This is a genomic window from Martelella alba (assembly GCF_006516955.1).
Lineage (GTDB): Bacteria > Pseudomonadota > Alphaproteobacteria > Rhizobiales > Rhizobiaceae > Martelella > Martelella alba.
In genome coordinates, this window is sequence record NZ_VHLG01000013.1 from 20,993 (window position 1) to 38,217 (window position 17,225).

Below are 17,225 nucleotides of genomic sequence, written 5' to 3' on the forward strand. Positions count from 1 at the left end.
CTTAACCCGAACCTTTCGCTTTAACCCTTGACCGCGCCGGACATCAGCCCGCGGTTGAACTGTTTCTGAAGCAGGAGATAGACGACGATGCAGGGCACCGTGGCGATAACCGTGACGGCGATGAAGATGTTCTGCTGCATGATTTCGTCGACGCGCAGCGAGCGCAGCACCACCGGCAATGTGTAGAGATTGCGATCATCGACGGCGATCAGCGGCAGCAGATACTGATCCCAGATCATCAGGAAGCCGAAGATCGTTGCCGTGCCGAGCGCCGGCTTGACCAGCGGCAGAACCACCCGCCAGAAGATCTGGAATTCGTTGGCGCCGTCGACACGGGCGGCATCCTCCAGATCGCGCGGGATCGCCTTCATGAATTCCGTCAGCAGGAAGACCGAGAAGGCCCAGCCAACCACCGGCAGGATCATCGCCGCATAGGTGTTGTAGAGCGTGGTGTGCAGAACCGGCAGCTTGGCATGCAGGATCAGGTAGAGCGGGATCGCAATCACCTCATCCGGCAGCATCATTGTCGACAAGATCGCCAGGCTGACGATCGCGGCCCCACGGAATTTCTTGCGCGCCAATGCATAGGCGGCAAGGGCGCTCACCAGTGTCTGCAACACCGTGCCGATGATGACGACAAAGAGCGAATTGAACAGATAGACCCACACCCTGACCTTGGTCCAGGCATAGGCGAAGTGGTCGAGGGTCGGCTCACTTGGCCAGAGCACCAGCTGTCCGGGCTGAACCGTATTCTTGGTGAAGGCCGTGGCCAGAATGCCCCAGAAGGGACCGCAGAAGACAATGACCAGCAGTGCATAGACGATGCCGCGCGCGATCATTTGCGGAAGCGTGATTTTCATCGGATCCTCCTTACGTCCTGTCGATGCGGTTCTTCACGGTGACATGCAGGATGGTCAGGCACACGGTGAAGGCAAACAGCATGAAGGAAACCGCTGCGGCATAGCCGTAATCGAATTTCTCGAAACCGGTTTTGAAGATGCTGGTCATGATGACCTCGGTCGCATTGGCAGGGCCGCCGCCGGTCGTGGTGTAGATCTCGGTGAAGACGCGGAAACCGCGGATGAGAGACAGCATGATGACCACGGAGAAGGCCGGAACCAGGCCCGGAATGGTGACGTGCCACAGCTTGCGGAAGGCACTTGCGCCATCAACGGCCGCCGCATCGTAAAGCTCGCGATTGATGCCGGCGAGGCCTGCGATAAAGATCACCATGTTGTAGGGGACGTTCTTCCAGATCTGCAGCAGGATGACGACATAAAGCGCCTGATCGGGATTGGACATGAAGCCCTGCGGCGCCACGCCAAAGACGCCAATCAGCTGGTTCACGACACCAGTGGCGCCGGGATAGAACAGAATGCGCCAGATTTCGGCGAGAACGGCGATCGAGGTGACGGCCGGGAAGAAGATTGCCGTGCGGATCAGGCGGATATGGCGGGCCTGGCCTTCAAGCGCCAGCGCCACGGCGAAAGCGAAGATGCCGCCGACCAGCGTTGTCGTAACCACGTAAATCAGGGTGTTGAGCACGGCCGCATGCAGCGCCGTATCGGAAAAGGCACGCTCGAAATTGGCCAGCCCCACCCATTGGTCCGCTCCGACGAACTTGACCTTGTAAAAGCTCATGATCAGCCCCTTGATGATGGGGATGAACTTGAACCAGGTGAAGACGATCAGGGCAGGCGCCAGAAACAGCCACGGAATGAGCCATCGGGCGTTTTTTGATTGAACACGCATGTGTTCCTCCTGTCATGGCAGGCACCGGCATCTCATGCTAAAGATGATGCCGGTGCCTTACCGGCGCGGTTGAAGCTTATTTCGCAAGCACGCCCTGGCTTGAAAGCTCGGCATCAATCAGCTTGTCGGTATCTTCAAGACCGGACATCACATCTGAGCTGCAGCTCGACAGGATGGTGTTGAGCCCGTCAGATGCTGCCTGACGGATCGGCTTCCAGTTGGGAACCCGCGGGAAATAACGGGCCGTCGTGCCGTAGAGATCGGCAAAGGTGCCCCAGGCCGGATCGGGCTGGATCTTGGTCACGTCGACATTCTTGTTGACCGAGAGACGCACGATGGCGTTGTCGCCGGTCCCGGCGGCCATGCCGGTTTCCTGCCCTTCGGGCGAGATCAGATATTCGATGAACTGCTGCGCCTCGGCGGCATGCTCGGAGGTGGACATGATGAAGGCGGCTTCGCCTTCTGCCAGCTCTGCCTGGCCGGCAGGACCGGATGGCGGGGCGACAACTTCGAACTTGTCACGGCCCGGTTCGCGGACGAAGGCGGCAATATGATAGGGGCCGGAGCGATAGATGCCTGCCTGACCGGAGGAAAAGACCGGCGTCGCGTCGCCCGTGGTGGAGGTGATGGCCGCAGGCTGGGCATAGCCATCGCAGATCATCTTGCGGGCGAAATCGATCGCCTTTGCGGTTTCCGGTGTGGCTAGTGACGCCTTGTAGCCATCGCCCTGTTTTTCAAGGAATGAGCCGCCAGCTTGCCAGATCAGATCCGACATGAACCAGGCGGTATAGCCGCGCGTAGACGAAAGCGGCATGACATAACCATAGGTGTCAGCCTTGCCGTCGCCATCGGGGTCATCTTCGGTAAAGGCCTTGGCCAGATTATAGAGGTCGTCCCAGGTTTTCGGCACGTCATAGCCAAGCTTCTCGCGCCAGTCCTTGCGGATGAACACGGCAAAGGCCTGCGCCGATGTCGGCACGCCGTAATAGCTGCCATCGGGAGCCTCGACGCTCTGCCATGCGATATCATGCAGCTGATCACCGCCCTTGACCGAAGCACGGTCGATCTGTTTGACGATACCCATGTCCTGAAGCTGCCCCATGGACGTGGCGTCATTGATGATCAGGTCCGGTAGATCCCCGCCTGCAGCCGCGCGGGCAAGCCGCGTCTCAAAATCGATATTGGCCAGAAACAGATCAACCTTGATGCCCGTTTCGGCCGTAAAACCATCAATGATACGTTCAATGGTCGGCCGTTCGGCATCGCCATAACGCATCCAGACATTGATTGTGTCGGCGGCATAGGCCGTGGAAGCCATGGCCGTACTTACCAGCGCTGCGGAAACCAGCGCGCCAATGATTCTCATCGGAATCCTCCTCAAAGCGACGTTCTACCCCGCACGCCTCCAGAATGCGTTCGATTCGCGATCCTCGGCGGGGTGTCCTGTAATTGGACGCATCGACTATAGACACAGTTTGTTTCCTGAATCAAGAAAACGTTTAACTAAAATATTCTGGTGCCTGCGAACACATTTTGTGGTAGATTTTGACAACCAGATCGCGAATTTGGATCGACTATGCGATTTCTCTGTCTTTTCACGCCAGTTGCAGCTTCGCACCATCTCCCGGCCTGGAAGAAATTGATTCAAATTAAGGAAAGCGTTTACCTCACATGAGTCGCCCAAGAAGAGCCACGATCCGGGATGTCGCCGCCAAGGCTGGCGTGTCGATCGCGACCGTGTCGAAATATGTCAACGGCCAGCAATCCTTTTCCAAGCCTGTCGAAGACAAGCTGCGTCTGGCAATCGACACGCTTGGCTATAGCCAGAACCCGCTGGCCCGCTCCATGGTGACGGGACGTACGACGGCGATCGGGCTTGCCGTGATGGATATCGCCAATCCGCATTATGCCAATGTGGTGAAGGGCGCGAACCGGGTGGCGCTGGCCAATGGCTATAATCTCTTTGTCGTGGATATGGAGGAAAGCATTGCCGCAGCGCGGCCCCTGCTTGAGGCCCTGACGCCACGCACCGACGGGCTGATCGTCAGTGCACGCATTCCCACTGAAGTGGCTGACTGGCTTGCCGGTCTCGACAAGCCGGTTGCCTTTCTCGGCCAGCCCGAACACCAGAACGTCATGACCGTCGGGACGGACAGTGTCGAGGTTGCGGCTCTCCTTGCTAATTATCTTGTCCGCCAGGGGTTCACCCGCTTCGGCTATGTCGGATATTCCCGGGCCGCCTGGAATGTCGAACGTCTGCATGGCCTGCGGCGCGTGCTCGAGCCTGCGGGCGCCAAGCTGATGGTGTTTGATGTCGAAGAGCCGACAAGCGAGGCCGGTGAACGGGCGGCCGCGCGGATCCTGCTGCGCCCCGACCGGCCGGAAGTCATCATCGGCTGCAATGATCTCGTCGCCATCGGCGTGATGAGCGAGGCCACGGCCCTTGGCTTCAAGGTACCGGACGACGTGGCCTTTGCCGGCATCGACAATATTCCGATCAGCCGCTACGTCTCACCGCCGCTGACCACGGTTGATGTCTGCAGCCAGGCAACCGGCGAGGTGGTGATGAAGAAAATCATGGCGCTGATCGAGGATCTTCCCCCGCCGGATGACCTGGTTCTCGAACCGGCGCTGATCATCCGCGATTCAACCCAGCGCAAGGTTTCAGCCGGGCATTGACGATGTCGTCTTCTGCTGCACGCCGTTGCACCCCGGCTGAGCGGTATGCCCGTACTCAGCCGAGATAGCCAGCGTCTGCGAGGCCTCACCGGCCTCTTGCCTCAGTGCGGCGACGTAATCCGCCTTTTTCGCTTCATCGAAGCGGAACAGCGGGAAGGAAATACTGTATGTCAAAGCTTTTGGAATGAACGCTTAAATACCTGAAAAATAATCAAAAATCAATTCGACAGTCATCGCGGAAATCGGTTGCGCGTCGTTTCAATTCGTGATCACATAAAAACAGAATTGAATTTCATTTTTTTTTGGGTTTGGGGGGCCGGATTGGGTATGGACCCGCTTCTGCGTCAAAAAGAGCACTTCATCACCCGCAAGGAGGTTTGCGGCCTGATCGATCGGCTCGCCGACAATCTCATTCACATCGAGGACAGGAGCGGGGCGTTTCTGCTGCGCCTGGAAGATGGAAGGGTGATTGACACCAAGGGCTGGGCCGGATGGGAATGGACCCACGGCATCGGCCTTTACGGCCTGTTCAAATACTGGCAGCTGACCGGTAACAAGGCCGCCTTCGAAATCATCACCGACTGGTTTTCGGCCCGCCTCGCCGAAGGGACGCCGACGAAGAATGTCAACACCGTCGCGCCTTTCCTGACGCTGGCCTTTCTTTACGAGCAGAACCCTGATCCGGTTTGGAAACCCTATTTGGAAACATGGGCCGAATGGGTCATGCATGACATGCCGAAGACCCGCGAGGATGGCATCCAGCACATCGTCTATGACAACGTCAACGATCAGCAGATGTGGGATGACACGCTGATGATGAGCGTGCTGCCGCTGACCAAGATCGGCCAGGTGCTAAACCGTCCGGACTATATCGAGGAAGCGAAATACCAGTTTCTGATCCACACCCACTATCTCGCCGACCGGGCCACGGGCCTCTGGTATCACGGCTGGACATTTGACGGGAACCACAACTTCGCCAGGGCGCTGTGGGCGCGCGGTAATTCCTGGATCACCATCGCCATTCCGGAGTTTCTTGATCTATTGCAGCCGGCGGAAAACGATCCCATCCGCCGCCACCTTGTCTCGACCTTCACCCGACAGGCCAAAACGCTGAGGGACATGCAGGATGGCAGCGGCCTTTGGCACACGCTGCTCGATGATCCGTCAAGCTATGTCGAAACCTCGGCCACAGCCGGTTTCGCTTACGGCCTGATGAAAGGGGTCCGAATGCGGCTCTTGAGCGAGGACTATCGCGAGACGGCCGAAAAGGCGGTTCGCGCCGTGGTCGCCAATATCGATAAGGACGGAGAGCTGAAAAACGTCTCCTTTGGAACCGCCATGGGCGCCGATCTCGACTATTACCGGCAGATCAGGCGAACCTCGATGCCCTACGGGCAAGCGATGGCAATGTTTTGCCTTTCTGAATATCTGCGCGTCTTCATCTGAGGCTTGCCACCTTTTCGTCATTGCATCGGATCAGGCTGGCCAGCACCATGCCGGTCTGTAAGACAGGTTTCCGCACTGCAAAAACGTAGTGCAGAGCATAAAACGCGAATTTCCGCCAAAGATTGAATTAAATTTTTCTTCCAATCAGCTTCCTGGCGAAACGTTTTCTTGGTTGCAATCATCGACTTTTCTAGATTGTGGCTGTTTTAGGACAGCCAACAGATCGGTTCATCGATGAAAAAGACCCTCCTCGCCGCCATCGGCGCCGCCCTCTTGATGATCGCGCCCGCCCGGGCCGACGATCAGGTGGAAATTCTCAATGTTTCCTACGATATTGCGCGCGAACTCTACGCGACGATCAACCCGGCCTTCGCCGAATACTGGAAGGGAGAGACCGGACAGGATGTGACGATCAAGCAGTCGCATGCCGGTTCCTCCAAGCAGGCCCGCGCCATCATGCAGGGGCTAAAGGCCGATCTCGTCACCTTCAACCAGGTGCTTGACGTTCAGGTTCTGGCCGATAACGGCTTTGTCGCCAAGGACTGGCAGCAGGCGCTGCCGAACAATGCTTCACCCTACTATTCGCTGCCGGCCTTTCTGGTGCGCAAGGGCAATCCCAAAGGTATCAAGGACTGGAGCGACCTCGCCCGCGACGATGTTCAGCTCGTATTCCCCAACCCGAAAACTTCCGGCAATGCCCGCTATACCTATCTCGCTGCCTTCGCCTATGCGCTGGAGCAGAATGGCGGCGATGACGCCAAGGCGCGCGATTTCGTTGCCAAGATGCTTGGCAATGTCGCGGTCTTCGATACGGGCGGGCGCGGCGCCACCACGACCTTTGTCGAACGCGGCATCGGCGACGTGCTGATCACCTTCGAGGCCGAAGTGGAAAATATCCGCAAGCAATATGGCGAGGACGAATATGAACGCGTCGTGCCGTCCATGTCGCTGCTCGCCGAATTCCCGGTCGCCGTTGTCGACAAGGTTGCCAAGGAACGCGGCACGGAAGAGATTTCCAAGGCCTATCTCGAATATCTCTACAGCGAGCCCGGTCAGGAGATCCTCGCCTCCTTCAACAACCGTGTCCATAACCCGGAAGTGGTGGCAAAATATGCCGACAAGTTCCCGGATGTGAAGCTTGTCACCGTCGAGGATGTCTTCGGCGGCTGGGAAAAGGCCAATGAAACCCACTTCGCCGATGGCGGCGTGCTGGACCAGCTTCTGGCAAAATAACACTGCCGGGGAGATGGCGGCCCGCCGCCATCCCGCAGACAGATTGTCTCCGATGGCCGTTCCTCCGCCTTTTCATGGCGGAGGATCATCTGTTTTAACCGCGCTTTCACACCAAGGGTTGATATGAGCCTTTTCATGCCATCAGCAGCGCGCCGTGCCAGCCGCAGCGTCATGCCGGGTTTCGGCCTGACACTCGGCATCACGCTTCTCTTCGTGGCGCTGATCATCCTGTTGCCGCTCAGCGCGCTGTTCTTCCAGATCGGCCAGCTCGGTCCGGCTGACTACTGGCGGATCATCTCCAATGACCGCACGCTCGCCGCCTTCCGGGTGACGATTTCGGCGGCGGCCCTTGCCACGGTCTTCAACGCCTGTTTCGGCCTGCTGCTTGCCTATGTGATCACGCGCTATTCCTTCCCCGGCAAGCGGCTGATCGATGCGCTGATCGACCTGCCCTTCGCGCTGCCGACCGCCGTTGCCGGTATCGCGCTGGTGGCGCTTTATGACCGCAATGGCTGGATGGGCATGCTCCTGTCCGAGGTCAACATCAAGGTCGCCTATACCTGGTGGGGGATTGCGCTCGCCATGACCTTCACCTCCGTTCCCTTCGGCGTTCGCACCGTCCAGCCGGTGCTGGAAAGTCTGAAGACCGACCGCGAGGAAGCCGCCAGAACGCTCGGCGCCACCGATTTTCAGGTGTTTCGCACCATCATCTTCCCGCAGCTTTTCCCAAGCTTCATCATGGGGGCCTCGCTGGCTTTCGCCCGCTCGCTTGGGGAATTCGGCGCGGTGATCTTCATTGCCGGCAATATGCCCTACAAGACCGAGATTGCATCGCTGCTGATCATGATCCGCCTTGATGAATATGATTTCCCTGCGGCAAGCGCGATTGCCGGAACGATCCTGGCACTGGCGCTCATCGTGCTGATTGCCGCCAATATCGCCCAGGCAAGGGCCGCACGTCACCTGAACCGGGGAGCCTGACCATGACGCACCAGACCGTCACCCATCCCGGTGTCAGGGCCCTGATCCGGCGCCAGCGTGCCAAGAGGCTGGCCCTTGTCCTTGTCGCCATCCTGTTTGCCGCCCTCGTCATGGGCCTGCCGAGCCTTGCCATTTTCGTCCGTGCCTTTTCGCAAGGCCTTTCGACCTATACGGCCGCGATTTCAGAGCCCGAAACGCTGCATGCCATCAAGCTCACCGTGCTGACGGCGCTGATCGCCCTGCCGGTCAATATTGCCTTCGGCCTGTCCGCCGCCTGGGCGGTGACCCGCTTCCGCTTTCCCGGCCGGCGCATCCTGATGACCGTGATTGAGCTGCCCTTTTCGATCTCGCCGATCGTTGCCGGTCTGTGCTATCTGCTGGTCTATGGCGCGACCGGGCTTGTCGGCCAATATGCCGATCTTTACGGCATCCAGCTGATGTTCAACCTCACCGGCATCGTGCTGGTATCGCTGTTCGTCACCTGCCCCTTCGTTGCCCGCGAGGTTATTCCCCTGATGGAGGTGAGCGGCCAGGACCAAGAAGAGGCCGCGTTGACGCTCGGCGCGACCGGCTGGCAGACCTTCTTCTTCGTCACTCTGCCGAATATCCGCTGGGCGCTGCTTTATGGCGCCATCCTCGCCAATGCCCGTGTCATCGGTGAGTTCGGCGCCGTCAGCGTCGTGTCCGGCAATATTCGCGGCGAGACCATGACCCTGCCGCTGCAGGTTCAGCTCCTCTATGACGATTACAATGTTACCGGCGCCTTTGCTGCCGCCACCATCCTGACCGTGATTGCCGTCATTACCCTCATTCTCCGCGCGGTGATCGAGGCACGGCATCCCGCCACGCACTGAGTTTCAAGGACAACCGCAATGGCCCTCAACATTGAAAATATCTCGAAATCCTATGGCGGCACCCCGGTCCTGAATGATGTCGGCCTCGACATCGCACCCGGTGAATTCGTCGCCCTTCTCGGACCCTCCGGCTCAGGCAAGACCACGCTTCTGCGCATCATTGCCGGGCTGCAATATGCCGAGGCTGGCAGGCTTGTCTTTGACGGTGAGGACATTACCGGCGTGGAAGCCCGGCTGCGCCGTTTCGGCATGGTGTTTCAGAGCTACGCGCTGTTTGAGCATATGAGCGTTGAAGCCAATGTTGCTTTCGGGTTGAAAATGCGCCCGCGCGCCACCCGGCCAGCACGGCTGGCCATCGCAGCGAAAGTCCGTGATTTGCTGGACCTTGCCGAAATCGGCCATCTCGCCAAGCGCTATCCGTCCCAGCTTTCGGGAGGCCAGCGCCAGCGTGTGGCGCTTGCCCGCGCCCTTGCCATCGAGCCGCGCATGCTGTTGCTTGACGAACCCTTCAGCGCCCTCGACGCCAAGATCCGCAAGGGCCTGCGCGGTGCGCTCCGCGACATGCAGAAGCGGGTCGGCATCTCCGCCATTCTTGTGACCCACGATCAGGAGGAGGCCTTCGAGATTGCCGACCGGATTGCGGTGATGTCGGAGGGACGGATCGAACAGGTGGGCACAGCGGATGAATTGCTGCGCCGGCCGGCAACGCCTTTCGTCGCCGAGTTTCTGGAAGGCATGGCCAACTACCAGAGCCAGGGCGCCGGTATCTGACCTTTGCCCGTGGCCTCGCCTATCGCGGCCCGTCAGCCGGATAGACGTCATCGGCGGTGATGTCGAGCGCGGCGACAGCATCGTCAATCTTGCGTCCCAGAACCACGTCATCCCCGGCAATTTCGGCAAGCGGCACCAGCACGAAGGCGCGTTCGAACATCTGCGGATGCGGTAGCGTCAGCTGCGGTGAATTGATGACCCGGTCATTGGCGTAAAGCAGATCGATATCGATCAGCCGCGGCCCCCAGCGCTCGGCCGGCACCCGCTCCATGCGCAGCTCGATCCGCTTGAAGGCCTTCAGAAGGTCCAGCGGCGCGCGCGTTGTGCGGGCAATGGCGCAGGTGTTGAGAAACCAGTCCTGATCCTCATTGCCCCAGGGCGCGGTGCGATAGAAACGCGATACCGCCGTGATCTCGAAATCATCCTCGGTGGCAAGATGGGCGAGCGCCGTCTTCAGATTGACCGCCTTGTCGCCAATATTGGTGCCAAGCGACATGGCAACCCGGTACTGGCGCCGCCTGTCAACCGAAACGCCAACATGATCAAAGTCCGCGGCAACCGGAGCGGAAGGCTTGCGCACCCGGACCACCACACGCTCCAGCCGCGGAAATTCCTGAAGCGCGGCATCGGCAATGCGCGAGGCCAGCGTTTCGATCAGCTTGAACGGCGCGCCGCTGGCAATTTCGATCGCCCGGCGGGACAGGGCACCATAACAGACGGATTTTTCATATTCATCATTGGCGGCGCAATCCGTCATGTCGAGCGCACAATCGAGATCGATGTAAAAACGCTGCCCCAGCCGGGTTTCCTCGGGCAAAACGCCATGGAAACCATAGACACAAAGGTTCTTGATATTGATCCAGTCACTCATCGGGCACTCGCTGTCCTGCTGAAAATCCTGACGGCATCCACGTGCTCAGCAACATCGTGAACCCGGATGATATTGGCGCCGCCGCAAAGGCCGAGCATATTGGCGGCAAGCGTCCCGGCCATGCGCTGATCGGTCGGACGGCCGGTTGCCTCACCAATCATGCGCTTGCGCGACAGGCCGAGAAGGATCGGCCGGTCAAAGCATTTCAGCCTCTCAAGCCGGGCAAGAACGGCGTAATTCTGTTCCGGTGTCTTGGCGAAACCGATGCCCGGATCGAGAATGACATGGTGCTCAGCGATACCCGCCTTTCGGGCAATCGTAAGGCTTTGCTCAAAGAAGCGCAGAATGTCATCGATGATGTCGCGATCTGCGTCAATATCATGCCGGTTGTGCATGACGATCACCGCGCACTGGCTGGCCGCCGCCACCTCCGCCATGGCCGGATCGCCCTGCAGGCCCCAGATATCGTTGATGATGGCGGCGCCGAGCTCGGCTGATCGCCGCGCCACGTCCGCCTTGTAGGTATCGACGGAAATGGCAACCGGGCTTGCGGCACAAATCGCGCCCAATACCGGCTCCAGCCGGGCCAGTTCATCTTCCAGCGAAACCGGAGAGGCCCCCGGCCGCGTCGATTCCGCGCCGACGTCGACAACCGCGGCCCCGGCGCTCGCAATCGCCGCTGCCCGCGCGACGGCATCGTCCAGCGCATTGAAGCATCCGCCATCGGAGAAGGAATCCGGCGTGATATTGAGGATCCCCATCACCACGGGACCGGCCTTCACCGCATCCAGAAACCGGTCACGTTTTATCAGGCGGTCAGTCATCAAAGGCCCTTCCCTGCTTGAACGGAAAAAGCCTTGAACCACAGTTCGCGCCCGTTGGCGACCCCTGGAACGCGTTGTAAACCGGAGACAATGCCTTTGATGGCCGGGCAGGGCTTGCCCGTCAACCGATCCTGTTTCGCGTCACCATATCGGCCGCATCGACGCCAAGCCGGGTTGCCCTGCCATCGGCAAGGAAGGCAAGATCCGGTGCCAGATTGACTACGACACAGGCATGATTGGGATAGATGAGCAGCCGCTCGCCGATGGCCAGATCACTGCCGTCACGCCGGACCATGCCGTGCTCCTCGGAGAGCTTGGCGACGCTCAGCGGCGCTTCAAGCCTGTTGCTCCACGCCTCACCAAAGCCAGCGCCTGTGCCGACACTGTGCGCGCCGAGATCGGAGCTGAGCGTCTTCGATCCGGCATCAATGATGTAGAATTCGTGGTTTTTCGAGATGATTGTTGCTGACACCGCCAGCGAAAGCTGTCTACGGGTTGCAACGCCCAGCCTGACCGCCGTCATATCGAAAAACACGTAATTGCCGGGCCGCACTTCATCAATGCCATCGAAACCATCATTGGCGATCAGTGACGGCGTGCTGCCGATCGAGATTTTCGGCACTTCAATGCCCCGCTTTCTGATGGTTTCGCGAAAATCGAGCAGCAGGCGCCGTTCATCGCCCGCGACCGTTCGCACCCCGTCGAGGGCGCCCGCGCCATAGGCGTGACCGGCATGGGAAAGCAGGCCGGCAAAGCCGAGCGCAGAGGCGGCCAGCCGTTCTACAAGCACCAGACTTTCAGCAGCGAAAGGGTCGACACCGCAACGATGAAGCCCAACATCAACCTTGATAAAGACCTCAGGCTTAACACCGGTCGCGGTCGCGCCCGCTTCCAGCGCTGCGATACCAACAGCACTGTCAGCGATGAAGCGAACGGCAACCCCATGGTCCCGCCCGAGCCGCAGCAATGCCGCTACCGGCTCCGGCCTGACCAGTGGATAGGCCAGTGTCACGGGCGAAAAGCCGGCGCGGATGAAGACGGCCGCTTCACCCGGATGCGAGGCCGTCACGCCCTTAGCCCCGGCATCGCGCTGCATGCCGGCAATGGCGAGCGATTTGTGTGTCTTGATATGCGGATGCATGGCGACCTGACCGGCATCGGCAATGGCCTGCATATCGGCAATGTTTGCGGTGAGCCTTGCGGTATCGATGACAACACAGGGTGTTGCAAGCGCGTCTGCACCGGCAAAACCGGGTTGCGGCGGCATTTCAGTATGGATCGTCATCGCTTACCAGACCACCTTATGCGTTGCACCAGTGGAGACATTGACCAGGCCCTCCGGCGCATAATCGGAGGGTGCCACCAGAACCCAGCGCCAGGGCGCACAGGTCAGCGTCGCAAAGGCAAGCCGCTCGGGGAACCCAGCCCACCAGCGCGGCGAGGACGACGGCTCGAACATCCATTCGATTTTGTCGCCCTCGGCATAAAGTGCGCGCATGTCCGCATCGAGATCTTTCGCTGACCGCTGTGACATCAGCCCGGCAATCTCGTAGCGAACCGTGGCGACGACCTTGTTGTCATTGACCAGCGCCCAGCCGCCGCCGATCTCGCGCAGCGCATTGACCGCTTCGGCCATGGCCTCGTCAGAAGAGCCGACGCACCAGATATTGTGCTTGTCATGGGCGAGCGAACTGGCCAGCGCGCAATTCGGCGTCTTCGGTCCCGTCCCTGCCCAGAACATTTTCGAGACGGATTTTTTGCCCGAATAGCGGTCGACAATGGCGAATTTGGTGATATTGCGCGATGTATCGCGCTGAACCTGCCCGTCTTTAACCGGCAGGTCATAGGTGAGGAAATCGTCCTCCCAGTGGAAGGGGCGCAGGACGGCCGCCGTCATCGTCTCGCGGCCCGTTTCTGCGGTGATGGCGAAGTCCGCCGCGCTGAAGGCACCGCCCGTCTGCACCGTATCGCGCGCCCAGTCGGGCCAGGCAATCTCGGGCACGGGCAGGATATAATCATGGCCCTTCGAGACCTGCCTGCCATCCGCCCAGACCTCGGCGATCGTGAAGGCTTCGAGATCGGACAGGAGCACGATATCGGCAAACCGGCCTGGCGCGATCGTGCCAACCCAGGGGGTGAGCCGCATGTGACGCGCCGGATTGATGGTGACACACTGAATGGCAATTTCCGGCTGCAGACCGGACTGGATGGCGAGGCGGACATTGTAGTCCGTCGCTCCCTTGGAAAGCGTTTCCGATGCGCTGCGGTCGTCGGTGGCAAAGGCAATCTGCGACCAATCGGCAAGCCCGCGCTGCAGCAATCCCTTGATGACATCCGGCATGGAATGCGGGCGCAGCTCGGCGAAAAGGCCATGGGTGAGCTTGTCCCAGAATTCTTCCGCCGTCCACGCCTCATGGTCGGAGGCAAGCCCGGCCGCAGCAAAAGCGTTGATGGTCGGCAGATCCTTCAGGCCCGCCGCATGCCCTTCGACGACACCGCGGGCGGCAATGGTTGCTTCGATCATGCCCCAGAGCCGGTCATGCGAGGCATTGTCCGGATTCCACACGGCCGGCCAGTCCATCACCTCGTCAAGGCCTGCCACCATCAGGCTGCCCGCAAGAAAATCGCGCTGCTCATCATAGCCCAGATAGCCGCCGCCATGTTCATAGGCCGTTGGCGGCACGGCAGAACCCGGCAGCGGGAAAATCTTCAGCGGCGAGCCGTGCTGACGCGCCGTCATCCAGAAATCCAGCGTCTTCGAACCGCGCACATTGGAAAATTCGTGGCTTGCCTCGCAGGTCCAGGTATTGCCGCGCGGCATGACCAGAGCGGCTTCCCATTCCGGTGTCAGATGTGAGCTTTCGATATGCTTGTGGACTTCGCCAAGGCCGGGAATGGCCATCAGATCGGGCCGCTCATCGATGATCTCGCAGTCGCCGGGCCAGGAACCGGCCGGGCCGACATAGGCGATCCGTTCGCCCTTGATGACGATCTCGGCATTGTCGCTCCATGTGCGCGTCGCCGTATCGAGCAGCCGCCCGACCCTCAAGATCCGGTCTGCGGGTTGCTTGCCGAGCGCGACAAGGGTCAGCTGCTGGCGCAGCCGGACTTCGGATTTTGCATCGATCATGATCACACCGTCAGATGGTCCGGCGCCTCACCGGAGCCGGAATAGCAGATGGAAAGGATTTGCGCCTTGCCGGAACCGGCGGAATAAAAGCCATGTTCGGAGGCCGCATCGAAATAGACCGTATCACCGGTCGAAAGCGTCAAAGGGGTATAGGGTGACATTTCGAACACCACTTCGCCTGAAAGCACATAAACGAATTCCTCGCCGGAATGGGCGCTGCGGGCGGGTTCCACCCCGTCAGCACGCGGCGGCACGTCTATGACCATCGGCGTCAGCGCCTTGGCGGCGAGATCCGTCGATAGCATGCGATACATGCCCATATCATTCTGAAGCCGCCTGCCCTCGCCCGCCCGGGTAACCGCGCGTGCTGCCCGGGCAAAGCTCGCGCGCTGGCCCTTGCCCTCAAGCAGGTCGGCAAAATCCAGCCCCAGCCCGCCGGAAAGCCGGGTGAGTACGGAATAGGCTGGCTGGCTCTGGCCGTTCTCGATCTTCGACAGCGCCGAGATCGAAACTCCGGTTCGTTTCGAGACCTCAGCCAGCGTCCAGCCGTTCTCGCGGCGCAGATCGGAGAGGACGCGGGCTATGGAGCCGCTCTCGTTTGCCTCGCTTTCGCGCATCGCATCCGGCTGGTTCATGCCCTCATCCCCTGTTTCGTGCCCCTGATCAACATCTCAGTCCGTCACCGGCCCCTTGGTCTCGACGATCAATCTATAATGATCCGGCTCGCGATGGCGGGCAAAATCAAAAATGGTCCGGCGATAAAGGGCTGCCATATCGAGATCGCATCTGGCAACAACGACTTCATCAGCGGTCGAGACCGCCATGGCAACGATCTGGCCGGACGGCGCGACGATCATCGACTGACCAATCAGGTTTGATCCTTCCTCATGACCGGCCTTGGCGGTCGCCACCACCCAATTGGAATTCTGGTAGGCACCAGCCTGGATGGACAGCTGATTGTGAAACTGGGTCAGGCTATCGAAATCGAAATTTCCGGTATGGTCATCAGGCGTGTTGTAGCCGACCAGGATCATTTCCGACCCCTTCAGCGCCATGACGCGATAGGTCTCTGCCCAGCGGCGGTCGTTGCAGATCGCCATGCCGATCCGCGTGCCCATGGTCTTGAAGACGTTGAAGCCGAGATTGCCCGGCTCGAAATAATATTTCTCCAGATGCTGGGCCGCGAGATCCGGCTGCGGCCGGTCCCAGCCCGGCAGGTGGATCTTGCGATATTTACCGACAATTTCGCCATCACGATCCACCAGAATGGAGGTGTTGAAGCGACGCTTGATGCCGTCTTCGACCACCAGTTCCGCATAGCCGAGATAAAAGCCGATCTTCAGCCGCTTCGCCGCATCAAACAGCGGCTTGGTTTCCGTGCCCGGCATTTCGGTTTCGTAGAAGGCATCGATCTCCGCCGGATCGGTCATATGCCAGCGCGGGAAAAAGGTCGTCAGTGTCAGTTCAGGAAAGACAACCAGTTCGGCGCCGCGCGAGGCCGCTTCGCCCAGAAGTGCAATCAGCCGTTTGACAACCATCACCCGCGTATCCGAACGCGCTATCGGTCCCATCTGTGCGGCAGCGGCAACAATTGTCCGGCTCATAGCGTCGCTCCTTCATCCTTCAGAATGCAGCATTGGGCAAAATCAAACGCCAGTCCGACGTTTTCGCCAGCGGCAATCGGGTTTTGCAGCGCGCCGTTGGCAATCAGCACACCGGCCGTCGTTTCGACCTTATATTGGTAGGCACGGCCAAGATATGAACGCATCAGCGTTGTTCCGGCAATGGTGTTGGCGTCTCCCGCATCGGTAAGGCGCAAGCCCTCCGGCCGCGCGCCGATGACGAAGCGGTCCGGCAGCGGTCCGGTCACCGCTTCGTCGAGTACGATCCCGGTGCCATTTTCCAGCTGCGCCGTCACCATGCTTCCCGTGCGCGATGCAACACGCATGGCAATCAGATTGTCAAAGCCAACGAAGCGGGCGACGAAAGCGTTGACCGGCCGCGTATACAGCGCTTCCGGCGTATCAAGCTGAACGATATTGCCGGCATTCATGATCGCCACACGGTCGGAGATCGAAAAAGCTTCTTCCTGATCATGAGTGACGTAAATGGCGGTGCGGCCGTTGGCCTTCTGCAGCTCACGGATTTCCACCCGCATATCGACGCGCAGCTTGGCGTCGAGATTGGAGAGCGGCTCATCGAACATCAAAAGCGGCGGATCGATGGCCAGCGCCCGGGCAACGGCAACACGCTGGCGCTGACCGCCGGAAAGGGCGGCGGGCAACCGGTTGGCAAAGTCGGAAAGCCCGACACGGGCGAGCATATCGGCAACACGCTTTTCACGTTCGGCAGGCGCCACTTTGCGTTGTTTCAACCCGAAACCGACATTTTCGGCAACGCTCAGATGCGGAAACAGCGCATAGTTCTGAAACACGATACCGGCATCGCGCTTATGCGGCGGCAGGCCGGTAACATCGCGCCCGGCCACTGAAATCGTGCCGCCGGTCGGCTGCAGAAAGCCCGCCAGAAGACGCAGTGTCGTGGTCTTGCCGCAACCGGATGAGCCCAGCAATGACACAAGCTCGCCCTCGCCGACGGAAAGGTTCAGACCGTGCAGGACCTGGGTTGCCCCGTAATGGGCGGTCACATTGTTCAAGATGACGGCGTTTTCAGCCATTGGAACT

At 59.8% G+C, this 17,225-nt stretch carries 17 protein-coding genes; 6 read left to right on the top strand and 11 right to left on the bottom strand.

Annotated features, from left to right (window positions below; translation table 11 throughout):
- Positions 1–20: 20 nt before the first annotated feature.
- The 3 genes from FJU08_RS17710 to FJU08_RS17720 form a co-directional block, all read right to left on the bottom strand.
- On the bottom strand, positions 21–860 hold the full coding sequence (locus FJU08_RS17710) for a carbohydrate ABC transporter permease (RefSeq protein WP_141150377.1): 840 nt from the start codon (positions 858–860) through the stop codon (positions 21–23).
- 10 nt (positions 861–870) lie between these two features.
- On the bottom strand, positions 871–1,752 hold the full coding sequence (locus tag FJU08_RS17715) for a carbohydrate ABC transporter permease (RefSeq protein ID WP_141150378.1): 882 nt from the start codon (positions 1,750–1,752) through the stop codon (positions 871–873).
- 76 nt (positions 1,753–1,828) lie between these two features.
- Positions 1,829–3,118, bottom strand: a complete 1,290-nt coding sequence (locus tag FJU08_RS17720; RefSeq protein ID WP_141150379.1) for an ABC transporter substrate-binding protein — start codon at positions 3,116–3,118, stop codon at positions 1,829–1,831.
- Between the two features lie 305 nt (positions 3,119–3,423).
- Here FJU08_RS17720 and FJU08_RS17725 point away from each other — a divergent pair, with 305 nt between their 5' ends.
- Positions 3,424–4,431: a LacI family DNA-binding transcriptional regulator gene (locus FJU08_RS17725; RefSeq protein ID WP_141150380.1), complete on the top strand. Its 1,008-nt coding sequence runs from the start codon at positions 3,424–3,426 to the stop codon at positions 4,429–4,431.
- A 327-nt stretch (positions 4,432–4,758) separates the two neighbouring features.
- Positions 4,759–5,877, top strand: coding sequence for a beta-galactosidase BglB (bglB, locus tag FJU08_RS17730; protein ID WP_141150381.1), 1,119 nt, complete (start codon positions 4,759–4,761; stop codon positions 5,875–5,877).
- A 17-nt stretch (positions 5,878–5,894) separates the two neighbouring features.
- On the opposite strand, the gene FJU08_RS22825 is transcribed toward bglB, so the two are convergent.
- On the bottom strand, positions 5,895–6,059 hold the full coding sequence (locus FJU08_RS22825) for a hypothetical protein (RefSeq protein ID WP_181409906.1): 165 nt from the start codon (positions 6,057–6,059) through the stop codon (positions 5,895–5,897).
- A 52-nt stretch (positions 6,060–6,111) separates the two neighbouring features.
- Here FJU08_RS22825 and cysP point away from each other — a divergent pair, with 52 nt between their 5' ends.
- The 4 genes from cysP to FJU08_RS17750 all read left to right on the top strand — a co-directional run bounded on the left by cysP (position 6,112) and on the right by FJU08_RS17750 (position 9,716).
- Positions 6,112–7,110, top strand: a complete 999-nt coding sequence (gene cysP / locus FJU08_RS17735) for a thiosulfate ABC transporter substrate-binding protein CysP (RefSeq protein ID WP_141150382.1) — start codon at positions 6,112–6,114, stop codon at positions 7,108–7,110.
- A gap of 135 nt (positions 7,111–7,245) precedes the next feature.
- Positions 7,246–8,091, top strand: a complete 846-nt coding sequence (gene cysT, locus FJU08_RS17740; RefSeq protein ID WP_141150383.1) for a sulfate ABC transporter permease subunit CysT — start codon at positions 7,246–7,248, stop codon at positions 8,089–8,091.
- Between the two features lie 2 nt (positions 8,092–8,093).
- On the top strand, positions 8,094–8,945 hold the full coding sequence (cysW, locus tag FJU08_RS17745) for a sulfate ABC transporter permease subunit CysW (RefSeq protein ID WP_141150384.1): 852 nt from the start codon (positions 8,094–8,096) through the stop codon (positions 8,943–8,945).
- An 18-nt stretch (positions 8,946–8,963) separates the two neighbouring features.
- On the top strand, positions 8,964–9,716 hold the full coding sequence (locus tag FJU08_RS17750) for an ABC transporter ATP-binding protein (protein WP_141150385.1): 753 nt from the start codon (positions 8,964–8,966) through the stop codon (positions 9,714–9,716).
- 19 nt (positions 9,717–9,735) lie between these two features.
- Here FJU08_RS17750 and folK read toward each other — a convergent pair whose 3' ends face one another.
- The 7 genes from folK to FJU08_RS17785 all read right to left on the bottom strand — a co-directional run bounded on the left by folK (position 9,736) and on the right by FJU08_RS17785 (position 17,218).
- Complete coding sequence (folK, locus tag FJU08_RS17755) at positions 9,736–10,587, bottom strand: 2-amino-4-hydroxy-6-hydroxymethyldihydropteridine diphosphokinase (RefSeq protein ID WP_141150386.1); 852 nt, start codon at positions 10,585–10,587, stop codon at positions 9,736–9,738.
- Positions 10,584–11,411, bottom strand: a complete 828-nt coding sequence (folP, locus tag FJU08_RS17760; RefSeq protein WP_141150387.1) for a dihydropteroate synthase — start codon at positions 11,409–11,411, stop codon at positions 10,584–10,586. The genes folK and folP overlap by 4 nt, the downstream gene beginning before the upstream one ends.
- Positions 11,412–11,532: 121 nt before the next feature.
- Positions 11,533–12,696, bottom strand: coding sequence for an alanine racemase (locus tag FJU08_RS17765; protein WP_141150388.1), 1,164 nt, complete (start codon positions 12,694–12,696; stop codon positions 11,533–11,535).
- 3 nt (positions 12,697–12,699) lie between these two features.
- The gene (locus FJU08_RS17770; protein WP_141150389.1) at positions 12,700–14,541 is read right to left on the bottom strand and encodes an adenine deaminase; all 1,842 of its coding nucleotides are present in this window, start codon (positions 14,539–14,541) and stop codon (positions 12,700–12,702) included.
- A 2-nt stretch (positions 14,542–14,543) separates the two neighbouring features.
- Positions 14,544–15,176 (bottom strand): helix-turn-helix domain-containing protein, encoded by a 633-nt coding sequence (locus FJU08_RS17775; RefSeq protein WP_235890785.1) that lies wholly within the window; start codon positions 15,174–15,176, stop codon positions 14,544–14,546.
- Between the two features lie 36 nt (positions 15,177–15,212).
- Positions 15,213–16,145 (bottom strand): N-carbamoyl-D-amino-acid hydrolase, encoded by a 933-nt coding sequence (locus FJU08_RS17780; protein WP_141150390.1) that lies wholly within the window; start codon positions 16,143–16,145, stop codon positions 15,213–15,215.
- On the bottom strand, positions 16,142–17,218 hold the full coding sequence (locus FJU08_RS17785) for an ABC transporter ATP-binding protein (protein ID WP_141150391.1): 1,077 nt from the start codon (positions 17,216–17,218) through the stop codon (positions 16,142–16,144). The genes FJU08_RS17780 and FJU08_RS17785 overlap by 4 nt, the downstream gene beginning before the upstream one ends.
- Positions 17,219–17,225: the final 7 nt, after the last annotated feature.